Annotated in this window: 10 protein-coding genes and 1 pseudogene; 5 read left to right on the forward strand and 6 right to left on the reverse strand. The window is 44.7% G+C overall.

Annotated features, from left to right (window positions below; translation table 11 throughout):
• The first annotated feature begins 9 nt into the window (after positions 1–9).
• The 3 genes and pseudogenes from HZB61_03565 to HZB61_03575 all read left to right on the forward strand — a co-directional run bounded on the left by HZB61_03565 (position 10) and on the right by HZB61_03575 (position 5,655).
• Entirely contained in the window at positions 10–1,443 is a 1,434-nt protein-coding gene (locus tag HZB61_03565) for a restriction endonuclease subunit S (GenBank protein MBI5055678.1), read from the forward strand.
• A gap of 18 nt (positions 1,444–1,461) precedes the next feature.
• Positions 1,462–2,533 (forward strand): annotated as a pseudogene (locus HZB61_03570) (virulence RhuM family protein).
• A 122-nt stretch (positions 2,534–2,655) separates the two neighbouring features.
• Complete coding sequence (locus HZB61_03575; GenBank protein MBI5055679.1) at positions 2,656–5,655, forward strand: type I restriction endonuclease subunit R; 3,000 nt, start codon at positions 2,656–2,658, stop codon at positions 5,653–5,655.
• Between the two features lie 41 nt (positions 5,656–5,696).
• Here the strand turns inward: HZB61_03575 and HZB61_03580 are convergent, their stop codons facing one another.
• The 3 genes from HZB61_03580 to HZB61_03590 form a co-directional block, all read right to left on the reverse strand.
• Positions 5,697–6,341, reverse strand: a complete 645-nt coding sequence (locus HZB61_03580) for a TIGR04282 family arsenosugar biosynthesis glycosyltransferase (GenBank protein ID MBI5055680.1) — start codon at positions 6,339–6,341, stop codon at positions 5,697–5,699.
• 4 nt (positions 6,342–6,345) lie between these two features.
• Positions 6,346–6,732: a PilZ domain-containing protein gene (locus HZB61_03585; GenBank protein ID MBI5055681.1), complete on the reverse strand. Its 387-nt coding sequence runs from the start codon at positions 6,730–6,732 to the stop codon at positions 6,346–6,348.
• A 95-nt stretch (positions 6,733–6,827) separates the two neighbouring features.
• The gene (locus HZB61_03590) at positions 6,828–7,457 is read right to left on the reverse strand and encodes a PHP domain-containing protein (GenBank protein MBI5055682.1); all 630 of its coding nucleotides are present in this window, start codon (positions 7,455–7,457) and stop codon (positions 6,828–6,830) included.
• Positions 7,458–7,572: 115 nt separating this feature from the next.
• On the opposite strand from HZB61_03590, the gene HZB61_03595 reads away from it, so the two are divergent.
• Entirely contained in the window at positions 7,573–7,980 is a 408-nt protein-coding gene (locus HZB61_03595) for a hemerythrin family protein (GenBank protein ID MBI5055683.1), read from the forward strand.
• Positions 7,981–8,043: 63 nt separating this feature from the next.
• Here the strand turns inward: HZB61_03595 and HZB61_03600 are convergent, their stop codons facing one another.
• Together HZB61_03600 and HZB61_03605 are read right to left on the reverse strand one after the other, a co-directional pair.
• Entirely contained in the window at positions 8,044–8,679 is a 636-nt protein-coding gene (locus HZB61_03600; GenBank protein ID MBI5055684.1) for a response regulator, read from the reverse strand.
• Positions 8,651–11,869, reverse strand: a complete 3,219-nt coding sequence (locus HZB61_03605) for a PAS domain S-box protein (protein ID MBI5055685.1) — start codon at positions 11,867–11,869, stop codon at positions 8,651–8,653. Before HZB61_03605 ends, HZB61_03600 begins: the two co-directional genes overlap by 29 nt.
• A gap of 106 nt (positions 11,870–11,975) precedes the next feature.
• On the opposite strand from HZB61_03605, the gene HZB61_03610 reads away from it, so the two are divergent.
• Positions 11,976–12,725 carry a DUF3786 domain-containing protein gene (locus HZB61_03610; GenBank protein ID MBI5055686.1) on the forward strand — a complete coding sequence of 250 codons (750 nt, stop codon included), beginning with the start codon at positions 11,976–11,978 and terminating at the stop codon, positions 12,723–12,725.
• 108 nt (positions 12,726–12,833) lie between these two features.
• Here the strand turns inward: HZB61_03610 and HZB61_03615 are convergent, their stop codons facing one another.
• Positions 12,834–15,824, reverse strand: a complete 2,991-nt coding sequence (locus HZB61_03615) for a ChaN family lipoprotein (protein ID MBI5055687.1) — start codon at positions 15,822–15,824, stop codon at positions 12,834–12,836.
• Positions 15,825–15,839: the final 15 nt, after the last annotated feature.

Below are 15,839 nucleotides of genomic sequence, written 5' to 3' on the forward strand. Positions count from 1 at the left end.
TGCAATCATATGAATCATAGTTTAAGACAGATGAAGCACTACGAAAAATATAAGCCTTCAGGAATTGAATGGTTAGGTGAGATACCGGAACATTGGGGAGTGAAGCGGCTAAAGTTCAACACCTATATAAAAGCACGAGTGGGTTGGCATGGGCTCCGAGCAGATGAGTTTTCTTTAACAGAGGGTGTTTTTTGCGTGACCGGAACGGACTTACAAAATGGAGAGATTAATTGGGAGAACTGCTATCGTGTGAGCGAGGAAAGATATGAGGAAGACCCTTACATACAGCTAAGGGGAAACGATTTATTAATAACCAAAGACGGCACAATTGGGAAAGTTGCAGTTGTAAAAAACTTAAATGAAAGGGCCACACTCAATAGTGGCGTATTTGTTGTAAGGCCTGAAAGAAAGGAATATGTGACGCCTTTTATGTATTGGGCGTTACAATCACCTGTTTTTTCTGAATACGTGAATTATACTTCAAAAGGTTCCACTATCAATCATCTCTACCAAGAAACTTTTTTTAATCTGCCATTTATTTTACCGTTGCCTGAAGAACAAACTGCCATTGCCAACTACCTTGACGAGAAGACCACTCAAATAGACTCTCTCATCGCCAACAAGCAAAAGCTGATTGATCTGTTGAAAGAGGAACGAACAGCGATCATCAATCAGGCGGTGACAAAAGGTCTGAACTATGATTCAAATGATTCAATGAACACTATGATTAAAAGAAGCGACGAGAAAAATCATAGTCAATCAAACAATCAAATAAATCATAGTTCAAGACGGATGAAACCCAGCGGCATTGAATGGCTCGGCGATATCCCGGAGCATTGGGAAGTTAAGAAGTTGAGGTATGTGGCAGATGTGGTTTTAGGCAAGATGCTTACAAATGAGGACAAAGGTGGTTATCATTTGAAGCCTTATCTGAGAGCCGCCAATCTACAATGGTTAAATGTTGATGTTTCAGATGTGAAAGAAATGTGGTTTTCTCCTGCTGAGCTTGAAAAGCTCAAACTAAAAGAGAACGATTTATTAGTAAGCGAAGGCGGTGAGGTAGGAAGAACTTGTATTTGGAATGAAGAACTTGACGAGTGTTATATTCAGAATTCAGTTCATAAAATAACTGTCCTAAATCCGAACGAACCAAAATATTTTCTTTATCAATTTTACAGCTTAGGGCAGAACGGCATTTTCGAGTCAATGGTTAATCGGATAAGCATTGCTCATTTAACCGGCGAAAAAATAAAAGAGGTTACCTTATTAGTGCCGCCGCAAGACGAACAAACCTCCATCGTTCACCACATAGAAACCCACACTACCCGCATCGCCGCCACCATCTCCAAAATCGAAAAAGAAATAGAGCTGATGCAGGAATACCGCACGGCCTTAATCAGCGAAGTAGTGACTGGGAAGGTGAAGGTCTCGAACTTTGATTAGGATGATTAATTGAATACTATGAAAAAAGATAAAACAGAAAAAACTGAAAATCAAAGTCCATCAGTCAATCAAGTAAATCATAGTTCAAGACAACTTACACCAAAAGAAGGCGACATAATTTTTTATTCAACTCCAGATGGAGCAGTACATATCGAGGTGTTCTTTCAGAACGAAACCTTCTGGCTGAGTCAAAAGAAGATGGCTGAGTTGTTCGGAGTGGAGGTCCACACTATAAATTATCACCTTAAAGAAATATTTAAGTCCGGGGAATTAAAAGAAGATTCAGTTATTCGAAAAATTCGAACAACTGCCGAGGACGGTAAGAACTACCTCACCAACTTTTATAATCTTGACGCTATAATCGCCGTGGGCTACAGGGTTAACAGCTATCAGGCTACTCAGTTCCGCATATGGGCAACCAGGACTCTTCGTGAGTTTATCATCAAAGGTTTCGTGCTGGATGATGAACGGCTAAAGCAGGGCAAGCGATTCGGGAAGGATTACTTTGATGAGCTGCTTGAGCGCATCCGTGAAATACGGGCATCTGAAAGACGCTTCTATCAAAAAATCACTGACATCTATGCACAATGCAGTATCGACTATGACCCCAAAGCTGAAATCACTCTGTTGTTTTACAAAACGGTCCAAAACAAACTCCATTGGGCGATAACGGGCAAGACAGCGCCTGAAATTATTGCGGGCAGAGCTGATGCAGAAAAACCCTACATGGGTTTGCAGACGTGGAAGAATGCGCCAAAGGGAAAAATATTAAAATCGGATATAAGTGTAGCCAAGAACTACCTGAAGGAAAAAGAGATCAAGGCATTGGAGCGGATCGTTACGATGTATTTGGACTACGCTGAGAATCAGACTGCTCGCCAGATACCCATGAAAATGAAAGACTGGGTGCAAAAGCTGGATGCCTTCCTGCAGTTTAATGAATATGATATTTTGAAAGACGCAGGAAAAGTATCTCACGAAGTAGCTCTAAATCTTGCCGAAAAAGAATAATGATAAGTTTAGGGCAATACAGGACAGGGCTTTTGAGTCGGACTTTGATAGGGAAGTAAAGAAACTTAAAAAAGATTAAATAAGTTTAAAAGAGTTTTAAACGTCTTTTAAAAGAGTTTTTTGAATTTGGCTTGAAATTTCAAGCTGTTACAAAAAATGTTATTAGAGATATTTTCAGAGATTAAATAGCTGTAGAAAACAATGAACAACGGAATACATACAGAATCCGCATTTGAATCAGCAATCGTGGGACACTTAACCTCCAACGGCTGGCATCTCGGCAATGCCTCGGACTTCAGCCGTGATTTGGCCTTTGATAAGAAAGCGGTTCTTTCATTCATCCAATCTTCGCAGCATAATGAGTGGTTAAAACTTCAGTCCTATTACAAAGACGAAACGGAAAGTAAATTCATACAGCGTCTTTTCAAGGAACTTGATCTGCGGGGAATGCTGGATGTTATACGACACGGCATAACAGACAGCGGTGTTAAATTCAGGATGGCGTATTTCAAACCTGACAGCGGCCTAAATCCCGAAACGGTTGAGCAATACAGGCAAAATAAACTATATGTGACGCGGCAGGTTTTCTTCTCAAGCAAAAACAATAGGAGTATTGATCTTTTACTTTCGTTAAACGGCTTGCCGGTTGCCACCATTGAGTTGAAAAATCATTTCACCGGGCAGTCTGTAAAAGAAGCAATGGAGCAGTATCGGACCAGCCGTGATCCGAAAGAATTACTGTTCCAGTTCAAGAAACGGGCATTGGTGCATTTCACTGTTGACCCGGACGAGGTGTATCTCACTACAAAATTAGAATCCATTAATACAAGATTTCTGCCGTTCAACAAGGGTTTCAATAACGGTGCAGGCAATCCGCCTGCAAAAGATTACGCATCTTACAGAAGCTCATATTTTTGGGAAGAAGCGCTGAGTGTAGACAGTTGGCTCGAACTCATCAACTGCTTTATGCATTTACAAAAAGAGGAATATCTGGTTGACGGCAAAAAATACTGGAAAGAGAAAATGCTGTTTCCACGCTATCACCAGGTCGGTGTAGTTAGAAAACTTACCGCAGATACAAAGGCGAATGGGCCAGGCAAGAATTACCTTATTGAACATTCAGCAGGCAGCGGCAAGAGCAATTCAATTGCATGGCTCGCCTATCGTCTGAGCAGCCTCTACAATGCGCAGGACAAGAAGGTTTTCGATTCCATCATCGTAATAACGGACCGGAATGTACTTGACCAGCAGCTTCAAAATACCGTCTATCAGTTTGAGCACAAACAGGGAGTTGTACAACGCATAGATGAAAATGCTGAACAATTGGCGGAAGCAATAAAATCCGGAACGAGCATTATAATTACGACCCTGCAAAAATTCCCCTTTGCATTAAAACATCTCTCTGAGATGCCGGGCCGAAATTATGCAGTTATTATTGACGAAGCGCACAGCAGCCAGGGCGGTGAGTCAAGCCGAAAAATGACAGAGGCCTTGGCTGGAAAGAATGTTTCATTGGAAGAAGCGGAAAAAATTGAGGGAGAATTCGAGGATGAGGAAGCGGACGAAGACGACTATATCCGTGAAACTATTAAAAAGCGCGGGCCGCAGAAGAACATAAGCATCTTTGCTTTTACCGCTACACCCAAGGCCAAGACATTGGAGGTGTTTGGGGTGAAGGACGCCGAGGGAAAACCGAAGCCCTTTCATCTCTATTCAATGAAGCAGGCGATTGAAGAAGGGTTTATTCTGGATGTGCTTAAGAATTATACGTCATATAAAGAATACTATCGTTTCTCAAAAGCTATCGAAGATGATCCCGAATTGAATAAGAGTAAAGCGACAAAGGCGATAGGGCGCTTTGCATCCCTGCACCCGCACAGTCTGGCCCAAAAGACCGAGGTAATGATTGAGCACTTTCGGCAGGTAACGATGAAAAAAATAGGGGGCAAGGCAAAGGCCATGGTTGTCACTGCCTCCCGCAAGCATGCTTTAAGGTATTATCTGGAGTTCAAGGATTATATAAAAGAGCAGGGTTATGAAAAAGACATCCGTGCATTGGTAGCTTTTTCCGGCGCAGTGGTTGATGATCTTTTTCCGGAAGGTGTGACAGAATCGCAATTGAATGGTTTCGGTGAACTTGAATTGCCAGGGAAATTCACCACGGATGAATACCAGGTCTTGCTTGTAGCAGACAAGTATCAATATGGATTTGATCAACCGCTGCTGCATACGATGTATGTGGACAAAAAACTGTCCGGCGTACGGGCTGTGCAGACGCTTTCACGCTTAAACAGGACCCATCCTGGCAAGGAAGATACCTTTGTGCTGGATTTTGCCAATGACCGGCAAACCATTATTGATTCTTTCCAGCCGTATTACGAACTGACAACAGTTTCCGAACCCACTGACCCAAACCATTTATATGACCTGAAAGGAAAGATGGATGCGGCCAATGTCTATTTTCAATCAGAGGTGGATGCTTTTTCCAAAGTGTTTTACAAACCAGGCATCTCGTCGATAAATGATCAAGGTAAAATGTATGCCTTTATTGATCCGGCAGTAGACCGTTTTAAGGCTCTGGAAGAAGAACCGCAGGACGAATTCAGAAAATCAATGACAAGTTATGTACGTTTGTATTCATTCCTTTCGCAAATAATGCCTTTCCAGGATGTAGATTTGGAAAAGCTGTATTCATTCGGACGGTTTTTGTTGAGCAAGCTTCCCAAGTCAGACTATACAGAGAGGCTTAAACTTGATAATGAAGTGGCACTGGAATATTACCGCCTGCAAAAAATAGCCGAGGGAGATTTAGTACTGCAAGTGCAAGGTGAATATGGTATAGATCCGACAACAGAAGCAGGTATCAGCAGATCCAAAGACGAGAAGGATAAGTTATCCAATATCATCAAAGTTCTGAATGATAAATATGGAACTGATTTCAATAACACCGACAAACTGTTCTTTGACCAAATAGAAGAAGAACTCTATCAGGATGAAGACCTTAAGAAACGGGCCTTGAACAATCCGATAGACAACTTTAAATATGCGTTTGAAGAAGTATTTATCAACAAACTGATTGAACGGATGGATTCTAATCAGGAGATATTTGACAAAATCATGGAGAACACAGAATTCAAGAACGATGTTAAGGATTGGCTGACCAGGAAAATCTATCAGCGGTTTAACGAAAAACAGGCTTAGTTAATAATATAAAATATCCCAAACAGTTTCAAAAAAGAAAATTAGAAAGCCGGCAGGGGAAGCTTCCGGTTCAGGTACTTGAGATGCTTTTTCATGAAGGTAAGTTCAGCTATGGTGTCCACGTCGTACCAGAAAGGAAGGAGGGACAGCTTAATGTCCAGCGGCCCTATGTTATCGAGGGTTTGATTCAGGACTTTGGATGAGTCCCATTGAATATTATTAAATATCTCAGGGACGATCTTTTTCTTTGCGCCTATCAGATACAAGCCGCCGTCGCAGCAGGGGCCAAGCACAAAGTCGTTTTTCCCCAGGGATGTAAACGCCTTCCTTATATAATTCATCGGTATTGTAGGGCTGTCGCTGCCGATCAGCACGATCTCCGAAAAACCCTTTTTAAAATGGTCCTTGAAGGCGTTGACGATCCTTTCTCCGAGGTCCGCGCCGCACTGGCTGAAGCTTTTCATATTATGCTTTTTCGTAAGCTCAATAAAGAAATCGTGGTCTACTGACGGGGCGCAGCCTAAAATTCTGTCTATCCCTTTTAGCCGCGCGCACTGAGAAACTATCTCCGCCACAAACGTCTTGTAGACTTCAACTGTCTTTTCTGCGCCGAGATCGGCCTGCAATCTTGTTTTTACGGTGCCGGGAACAGGGGCTTTGACAAAAGTGATGAGGGCTTTTTTCATGGGGCTAAGCGATTTCCAGTCCCGGATTTTTTTCCAACTCACCCAGCAGCTTGTCGGGGTCAGGCGAATTGTAGACCATCAGGTTTTTAAACTGCTGATATCCGCTCATGTCGATGCTGATGAACTTTACCCCTACGCCTGACTTATCGGTGCGTACTACCTGACAGCGGAGATTGATAATGCTTTGAGGCGGCTCGGACCTAAGGATGAGCTTTATATCGCAGGCTTCGCCGAGAGGAATATTGGACGAGTTTGCGCAGAATATATAAATTCCGCTGAAGCTGATATTTTTCGATTTCCCCTGATAAATGCCTTTACTCGTTTGCAATTCCACGTTAATGCTGATAGAGGTCCTTGTATTCTTTCTTCTCTCTTTAGGATTGTCCTGCATATTCATCACCGTCTTGTATAAAGCAATATTTTATTATTACACAAACATAACGGAATTTTCCCCGGCCCGATCACTTCACAACATATAAATATACTTTAAAATATCCAGGCCCTGCTGACCTTCCGTGTATCCACTCCCTGGTAATTTCCTGCCTTCAGCATGTCAAGGAGATTTTCGTACGTCACTTCATCATCAAATTCCGTAAAACACGCGCCGGCCTCCTTTGGCTCATGCGCGTCGGAGCCTCCTGTGTACGGGAGCTTCAACCTCTTTGCGGCCTCAATGGCCTTCATGTTCTGTGAATGATGGCTGTATCCGTTACATCCTTCAAGTGCGGTGAGCCCTTTGACCCGTTCAATATTATCTCCGAGACTGTTACTGCCGCGGAAGGGATGCGACGGGATCACAACGCCGCCGTACTCACTGACGACTTTTATCACCTCTTCAACCGGGGCGTGTTTAAGAGACAGCCTGTCCGTATTAACACCGAATACGAGACAGTGCCCTTCTTCAGAGGAAAACTCAACACCCCTGAAGATCATTATCCGGCCTATATATTTCTCCCTCAGTTTCTCCGCGTGCTCCGATGCCTCATAAGAGTAATGCTCCGTGAACGCGATCCCCTGAAGGTTTATCTCAATGGCATGGAGGACCGTTTCCTCAGGTTCAGAGTAATTGTCACCGCTGAACTTTGAATGCACGTGAAGGTCGATTTTAAATTTCATAATCCTATGATACACTTTCATTGCCGCTTCGTGTCAAAGTGTTCTTAAAGAATTGGTGTGAGATTTCCGATAAGATTCGTAGAATTCAAGTTGCGGTAAGCAAAAAGGAGGCATTATGCCGCTGATGACATGGAAAAATGATTTAAGTGTTAATATCAATTCAATAGATGCAGAGCACAAGAAACTGATTGCCCTTATCAATGAACTCAACGAAGCCATGAGTTCAGGCAAGGGAAAAGATATAGTGGGCAAGGTGCTTAACGACCTCATAGAGTATACAAAGACCCACTTCGCTCATGAAGAGAAGCTCATGGCGGAACACTCATATCCGGGGTATCTGCCCCACAAGAAAGAGCATGACGAACTGGCCCGGCAGGTAATAGATTTCGACCGTGACCTCAAAGCAGGCAAACTGGTTGTCACTGTTCTGATAATGACTTTTCTAAAAGACTGGCTCACCACGCACATCAAGGGCACCGACCAGAAATACAGTCCATTTCTGGTCCGTAACGGGATTTCATAGTTTTGTTTGCAAAAGTAAAAATGTACTGTAATATCTTCCGGGAAGAGGACATTCCGTAACTATTCACTTGTCAGTTTTATCTTCCTTGCCGCGGTAAATTTTATCGTAATATTCGGGATACAGTTTTTTGGCGCAGTCCTGGCAGATGCAATGACTGAACTCCGCTTCGGAATGTTCGCTGATGTAAGCCTCCAACTGTTTCCAGTAGCCTTTATCATCGCGTATCTTTTTGCAGAAAGAACAGATCGGCAGCATCCCGCTTAACAGCTTTACCTTTTCGAGAGCTTCTCTCAGCTCTTGAGAGAGCCGCTCTTTCTCCCTGTCAATTTGATGTTTGTACAGGGCCATTTCTACAGCAATGCTTAATTCCCGGGCATTGAACGGCTTAAGGATATATCCGTATGGCGCGGTCATTTTGGCTCTTTCTATAGTGCTTCCCGCTGAATGCGCGGTGAGGTATATTACCGGCACGTCATATCGCTCGTTTATTTGACCGGCGGTTTCTATTCCGTCCATTTGTCCCTTGAGAGTTATGTCCATCAATACTAAATCAGGCCGTATCTTCTCAAAGCTCCCGATCGCCTGCTCGCCTGTAACACAAATGTCGGTAACAGAATATCCCATCTGTTCAAGGTCGCTTTTTATCTGCAAGGCAACTACACCTTCGTCTTCAACTATCAGAATTTTCTTTGCCACCACTAACCTCTTTTGTTGTAAAAGTGATAACTGCTTCCGTGCCTCCGTCCGACCGGATCTGCATGGTCCCGCCGAGCTGTTTTATCAGGACATTGACAATCTGCAGTCCTAACGTATTTGCCTGCATGTAATCAAAGCCTTCCGGCAGGCCGATACCACTGTCTTTAACAGTCAGATTGTATGTATTGTCCGTTCTTGTAAAATTGATGGCTATCTCGCCGCTTTCGCCTTCAGGGAAGGCGTATTTTAAGCTGTTGGTAATCAGTTCATTTATTATCAACCCGCACGGAATTGCTGTATCTATGTCAAGGACGATGTCCGGGGCGTTGATATTTACGGTCACTCTTCCGCCCTCTATTTTGTAAGAGGACATCAACTCCCTTACTATTGTGTTAATGTAATCGACAAAATTTATGCCGGTAAGATCTTTTGACTGGTAGAGCTTTTCATGCACCAGCCCCATGGCCTTTATCCGCTGCTGGCTTTCCTCAAACGGCTTCCTGAGACGCGGGTCATCGATCTTCCGGGCCTGCAAATTAAGAAGGCTCGATATGACCTGCATGTTGTTCTTCACCCTGTGATGGATCTCCTTGAGAAGCGTCTCTTTCTCTAACAAGGCTTTCTGAATTTCCTCCTCGGCCTTTTTGCGTTCGGTGATGTCGATAGTGTACCCGGCAAGATAGCGCGGCTTTCCATCAATATGGATTGGGAACTTGATTGTAAAATAAACCCGGCCGTTAAATTCTTCTTCAACACTGATCGTTTTGCCTTCCTTCATGATCCGTGTATCGTCCGCGATTATGCTCTTCGCTAACTCGGAAGGAAAAAGGTCATACATCGTTTTCCCAAGCAATTCTTCCATCGGTTTTCCAAGCATGGTCTCATAGTTGCGGCTCAGGCGTATGCCCCGGATATCCTTATCTTTGAAAAAGACATAAATAGGGCTGTACTCCATAAAACTTCTGAAAATCTCCTCACTCTCCCGCAGCGCCTCTTCAGCCCGTTTGCGCGCAGAGACGTCTCTGAATACACCCTGAAGGAGTCTCCTGCCCTTGATCGTAACCATTTGAGCCAGGATATCGACCGGCACTTCAGTGCCATCAGAGCAGAGAACAACATGCTGGATAGAGTGAATTTCAACTTTAAGTGAGGTCTTATTTACATGCTCTCTGAACTTTTCTTTTGAGCTCTCAAGAACAGTTGGGGGATGCAACTGCGACTGGTGCATGCCTACTATTTCATTAAGGGGCCTTTTGAGCAGCCTTGACGCCGAGGGGTTGGCGTCAACAATTTCTCCTGTCTCAGGGTCTGCAAGGAATATTGCGTCGGGGGAGCCTTCGAACAATGTACGATACCTTTCCTCGCTGGTTTTCAAGGCGTCTTCAATTATCTTGTGTTCCGTGATGTCCATAATGTTTCCGATCACTTTTGTTATTTTGCCGGAAGCGCTTTCTGATCTGGCAGTGGTCCTGACCCATTTATGCGTTCCCCTCGCGCTGATGAACTGCAGTTCAAGATCATAAGGTGTGCCATTTTCAACGGCATTCCAGAAGGCCCGTTCGAGTATTCCCCTTTCGTGCGGTGCATAGAACTGTATAGCCTGCTTTATATTATTTGGATCATAATCGTCAGGTACTTCGTAAATGTTATATACTTCATCAGTCCAGTAAATCCTTTGAGTAGCAACATCATATTCCCAACCGCCGATCCTGGTAATTTCCTGAGTCTGCTTAAGCAAGGTTTCGCTTTTGCGCAGTTTCTCCTCCGCCTGCTTACGCGCGGTGATGTCCCGGAGGATGCTTAGAAGCACCCGCCTGTCTCCGATATCCACGCCGACGGAGCTTACTTCAACAGGAAATGCCGAACCGTCGCGCCTGCGGTGCACGGTCTCGAACAGCAAGCCCTGCTCATTGGCCAGCTTCATCTGTTCTTCAACGGAATGCAGTGTCTGCCCGCCCCTCAGGTCTTTAATATGGAGAGCCGTCAGCTCCTTCCGGCTGAAGCCATATGCCTTCTCCGCAGCTTCATTTGCCTCGATAATGCGCCCATCTCTATCGATAAAAAGAATAATGTCCCGCGCGTAGATGGAGAGGAGTTTATACTGCTGCAAGGCAGTCATGACCTGCTCAAGTTCAATATTCTTTTGTTCGAGGGATTTCCGTCTGGACTGGATACTGTCAATGGAATAGAATATCCCGGAAAGAAGCATTGTAAATAAAGCAATATCGATCATTGCCAGCCTGGAGTGATGTCCTGAATAATCATCACGCAGATACTGAACAAAATATGCTGCCGGTTTTCCCGTCACATCCTTTACTGGAAGAAAAACGATCAGATGGTCTTTACCGTTTACTGTTTCCTTTTCCACAAACTGCACCATACGGGCAAGCCTGTCGCCGACCTTGTTTTTAATCTTTTGATTGATGGAAGCATCTATCTCGTCCTCAGGTTCATTCAGTCCTATCACGAACCTGTCCGACAGTTTGCTTTCTCTGTAATTGCGCTTTTTCCAGTCCGCATATGTCATTTTATCCACAATTGCCCGGTTAATCATGAATATGTAATGTGCTGGGTAAACCTGATTAAGGTGGTTGATAATACCTTCAGCCGTAATACCGAATTCTACGCTTCCGACATGCCTGCCATTGAAAAAAAGAGGATACAAAAAGCGGTATCCGTCCGCGAAATAGCCCACCTCATACCCTTTGACGGGGTTTTGCTCTTTGTTGACCTGGTAGACAGCCGTCCTCCTGAATAAATTATCACCGTATTTTTCAGGGGCGTGCATCCTCAGAAAGCTTGCGCCGTCCTTCAGATGGAAATGGAGCTGCCTTATCCCGATCGTCTTCTGCTTTTCGTATGAGGAAAGCATGATGCGGTGAAGCTCGTTCCTGTAAGCATCCCTTTTGTATTTGTCATCAAGCGCTGATGCGACCAGCTTTAATACTTCAGGAGTATTCACAACATCATCGAAGACCATTTGGGTAGTATGGTCGTAACTGGCAGCAGCCTCGCGGAAGCCTGCATCGAGGGCCTGAATCATCTGCTTTCTGTACAGATTGTCATGCCGCCTGTAGTCATTGATAAAATAGAATACGATAAGTATCTCAATGGTAAGAAATAAGATGAGCAGGAACGGCCTCCTGGCAAACCGGCCTGTCATTTTGCCGAATATTTTTTGCTTTCCGTTCATATCTGTTTACTCCGGAACGACAGCTTATCCAATAGATGTTCCATAACGGAAGTATATCATTTTCAGTTCAGGCTTTTGCCGTTGTTACGTGTGGTATATTAAAACCATGAACCCGCTTGATGTTTACAAGAAGCTTCCCCGCAAAAACTGCGGCAAGTGTTCCGCTGGAACATGCATGGCTTTCGCCGTACAATTCCTGAGAAGGCTGACTTCTTCGTCTGACTGTACTGAACTCGATGAGCAGGGCAGAAATGAGATTGACGCCATGCTGCTTGATCCCGGTGACTGGAAGGAAAGACGGCTTCAGGAATTGTTTCAGGAGGTTGCAGGGATAAATTTTTCAGACGTCGCAAAGAGCATCGGCGCAGAGACTGAATCTGGCGCCATGAAAATCCGTTACATTGGGAAGGAGATCATAGTTAGTCCATCGGGCTTTAATGGGGCGTTGAATATCATGGACAAGCTTCTCATCCTCATGTATATAAAAACTTCGGGCAGCGCGGCCCTTACAGGCAAGTGGGCGGCATTCAGGGAATTGAAAGACGGACTGATCAGGTCGGAAAGTTTTCACGAGGCATGTGAGGTCTCTCTGGCAAATATGTTCGGCAAAGATCCTGAACGCTTTCTCAATAAGCTGACCGGGTTAGGCGCGCAACAGACATCCGGCTTTTCCGCAACACACAGCCTGATGATTAACGCGCTTCCAAAAATCCCCTTTCTTGTGCTTCTCTGGGCAGGAGATGAAGAATTCGGGCCCGACTGCAAAATACTCTTTGATTCAACAGTCACGGAATATATTGATGTTGAAGCGCTGCTCTATCTCGGCATGGCGCTGGTGCGGGCGATGGGTAATTAATATTTCCACAGATTTCGCAGATTACACAGATTAAAAATAACCTCAATAAAAAATCCGCGGTTACCTGAGTAATCTGCGGATTTTTTATCTCCGTGTTCTTTGTGGTCCCTACAGCACAACGTCAAAGTCCATCTTCTTCTCCTCTTCTTTTTCTTTTCTCTGCGCCTTGACCTTTACAGTCTCTCCTGTCTTTTTATAGAGAAGGTGGATCTTGATATCTTCAACGCTTTTCACTGTTATGCCGTCGATTGATATAATGATGTCCCCGGCCTTCAGCCCGGCTTTTTCGGAAACGCTCTTTTCGGGGAATCCCGTTATCTTCAGTATCCCGTTTTCTTCATCTACAAACACCATCAGTTTTGGAGAGGTCACGCCTTCAACGGATTTCGGAAAGATGACATAGTCGGCAATGCCCTTTTCTACCTCTGCGTCTATCAGGACGATTGAATAACCGTATCCGTTTCTCCTGAAAGTCCTTTTAGGAATGCCTGAGCCGTATTCAATGTGACCCTTTCCAGCAAGCGCCACCATTTGATAATCCGGCTTCTCTTTCAGGAATGTGTTTATCGACTGCGACATTGTCTCGTCCCACAGAAGCTGCGACATGTAGAAGAAATCAAAGTTGGCGTCTTTCTCATTCTTGTGCTGGGCAAAGATATCTTTCAGCCTGTCCCTGTATTCGCCGTCGGTCAGGTCCATTTCCCGGGGCAGCATCTTTTTTTCTTCACTTGTAAGAGAGTCGACCCCTTTCTTTGAGACCTTTTCAATGATCTCCCGCTCCATGTTCAACGCGACCACCGGCAGCTTCTTCTCCCTCGCGAAATCCAGTATGGGCTTATAGAGGTTGTAGTCAAAACCCCATCTTTTGAAATACTCGGACTGCCTCAGAAAATCCGCTTCCGTCATTTTCCCCCCGATAAAACTGTCGAGGGTTTTCTGGAAAGGCCGCTGGAACATCTCCATGCCGATCGCTATTTTTTTATTTTTGTCGTGTAGCCCCGTTATGATGTCAAGCTGGACCGCGTGATGGGCGAACACATCATGCACCTCGCCGACGTAGATTATTTTTTTGTCAGCCGCTCCGTTTACGACATCAGATAATTTCTTTAAAGTTGAAAGGTCAACCACGGCAGCGTCATCTTTTAATTCCATCACAATTCCCCTTTCAGTCTGCGCGATCTCTTTTTTTATGTTCTTTCCGTTCTCAAATGTCAGCATGGAATATTTCCCGTAATGAGATATCTTTCCGAACGCGGCATCCACTTCGGCTTTGGTCCTGCCGTAAAATATCCCAACGACTTTTTGAGGATTCAACGGGTTCTCCTTCACAAGGACTGCGAACCCTTCCTTCACCGGGGGGATTTTCCCGAAGAGCCTTCCGATAAGAGGATTATCAATGCCGAGGATGACGATTGAACTGGACTTTATGTCCTGCTCTTTAATGTCATTGGGATTTTTCTTTGCCGCCTCCTGTTTTATGAAACCCGCGATCACGCTTTTATAGATGTCTTCATCCTTTAACGGCACAGCGATAACCGGTTTATCTTCCGCAAGAAGCCGCGCAATGACAGGGGGGAATTCATCTCTGCCGATATCACGCGCGACGTCGTAATCTTCATCGAAGACGATTTTCACCGGCCTCTCAGGCAGGGCAAATTTAAAGCTGTTCTGTTTTTTATTGATCTCCAGGGATTTCCTGATGACGGAGCTCTTCAGGTAAATGTTTGTGGGCAGGGTGAACATAAAAGCGTCCGTTTTCCGGTTTACGTCAAAACTCAGCTCAAACCCGCTGCCCGCCTGCGTTGACTGGATATTATTGATCTCAATCTCAGGCAGTCCCTTTTCCCTGGTCCACTGCGCAAAAAACAAGTCAAGGTTACTGCCGGAGGTTTTCCCGAATGATTTCCCCAGGTCTTCCCATGAAGCAGCCCTGAAGCTGTTTTCTTTTATGAAATGTTTCAGGGAATCATAGAAGGCCTTCTCTCCCGTGATATTTTTAAGCATGTGAAAAACCATCGCGGCCTTGCCGTATCCAATGGCCTGTGACGTCGGGTCGCTTCTGCTGATGAAATTATTGAGCGGAAAATCCTTTTCAGCGCTTACATAGCTTTTATAGTTTGTGAGGACTTGCTTCCTGTATTCCCATCCCCGGCCCTTTTGTTCTTCATAGAGGTGGTCGGCAAGATATGTGGTCAGGCCTTCCGCCCAGTTGCCCTTTTCATAATCAATGTACACGAGATTGCCAAACCACTGGTGCAGTATCTCATGCCCCAATGAAGTCTCTACGATAAACGGCAGCCGCACGACCGCGCTTCCAAGTAAAGTGAAAGTGGGCATTGAATACCCGGTGGGCAGGAAGTTTTCAACTATTGAAAACCTCCTGTAAGGGTATTTTCCGATGAGGCCTTCGTACAGCTTCAGATATTTCTTCGTGAATTCAATGTAGGTTTCCGCGAGCTTTAAATCCTCAGGGAAGAAATAAGCGCAGATCTCAACGTGCCTGTAATTATCTTTTTTGACTTTAAATTTATTTGACGCCGTGAGATTAATGCCGTCCAGCGGATAGGGAAAACTAAAGTAGAATTCTACGGTATCGGCCTTCTCGATCTTTATTATCTCCTCAGCCTCTGATAAGGCCTCATATCCCTTCGGGAGGACGGCTTTCAGCTTGTAATAATTCAGCCCCTCTATTTCCGGGTACCATGTGCCGGTAAGTGACACACCGCCTTCGGCGATAACACTTTGCGATGTTCCCGCCGGCCCGTCATGAGAGGACGGGGTATTTTTGAAAATCTTTTTGTAACTTATCTCCAGGGTCCCGTTTTTGTCAGGCGTTATTTTAACGGCCCTGTCGCTGTCATGAATATCGATCCGCTTGTCATTCAATTTTACGTAGTTTATTTCAAGCGTGCCCTTGTTCAGCAAAATATCCCGGCCTGTTTTCGCGCTGATACGGGCAATCCCCGACAGCTGCGAATTGCGCGCATCAATTGAAACGTCAAGTTTGTAGTCTGTTACATCTGCTGCCGCAGACGCGATGGCGGCGGATGAAACAAACAGCAGGACCAGAAAGGCAATTATTGTTTTAAGTGTTCTCATATTGAATGATTTATC

The organism is Nitrospirota bacterium, assembly GCA_016214845.1.
Lineage (GTDB): Bacteria > Nitrospirota > Thermodesulfovibrionia > UBA6902 > UBA6902 > SURF-23.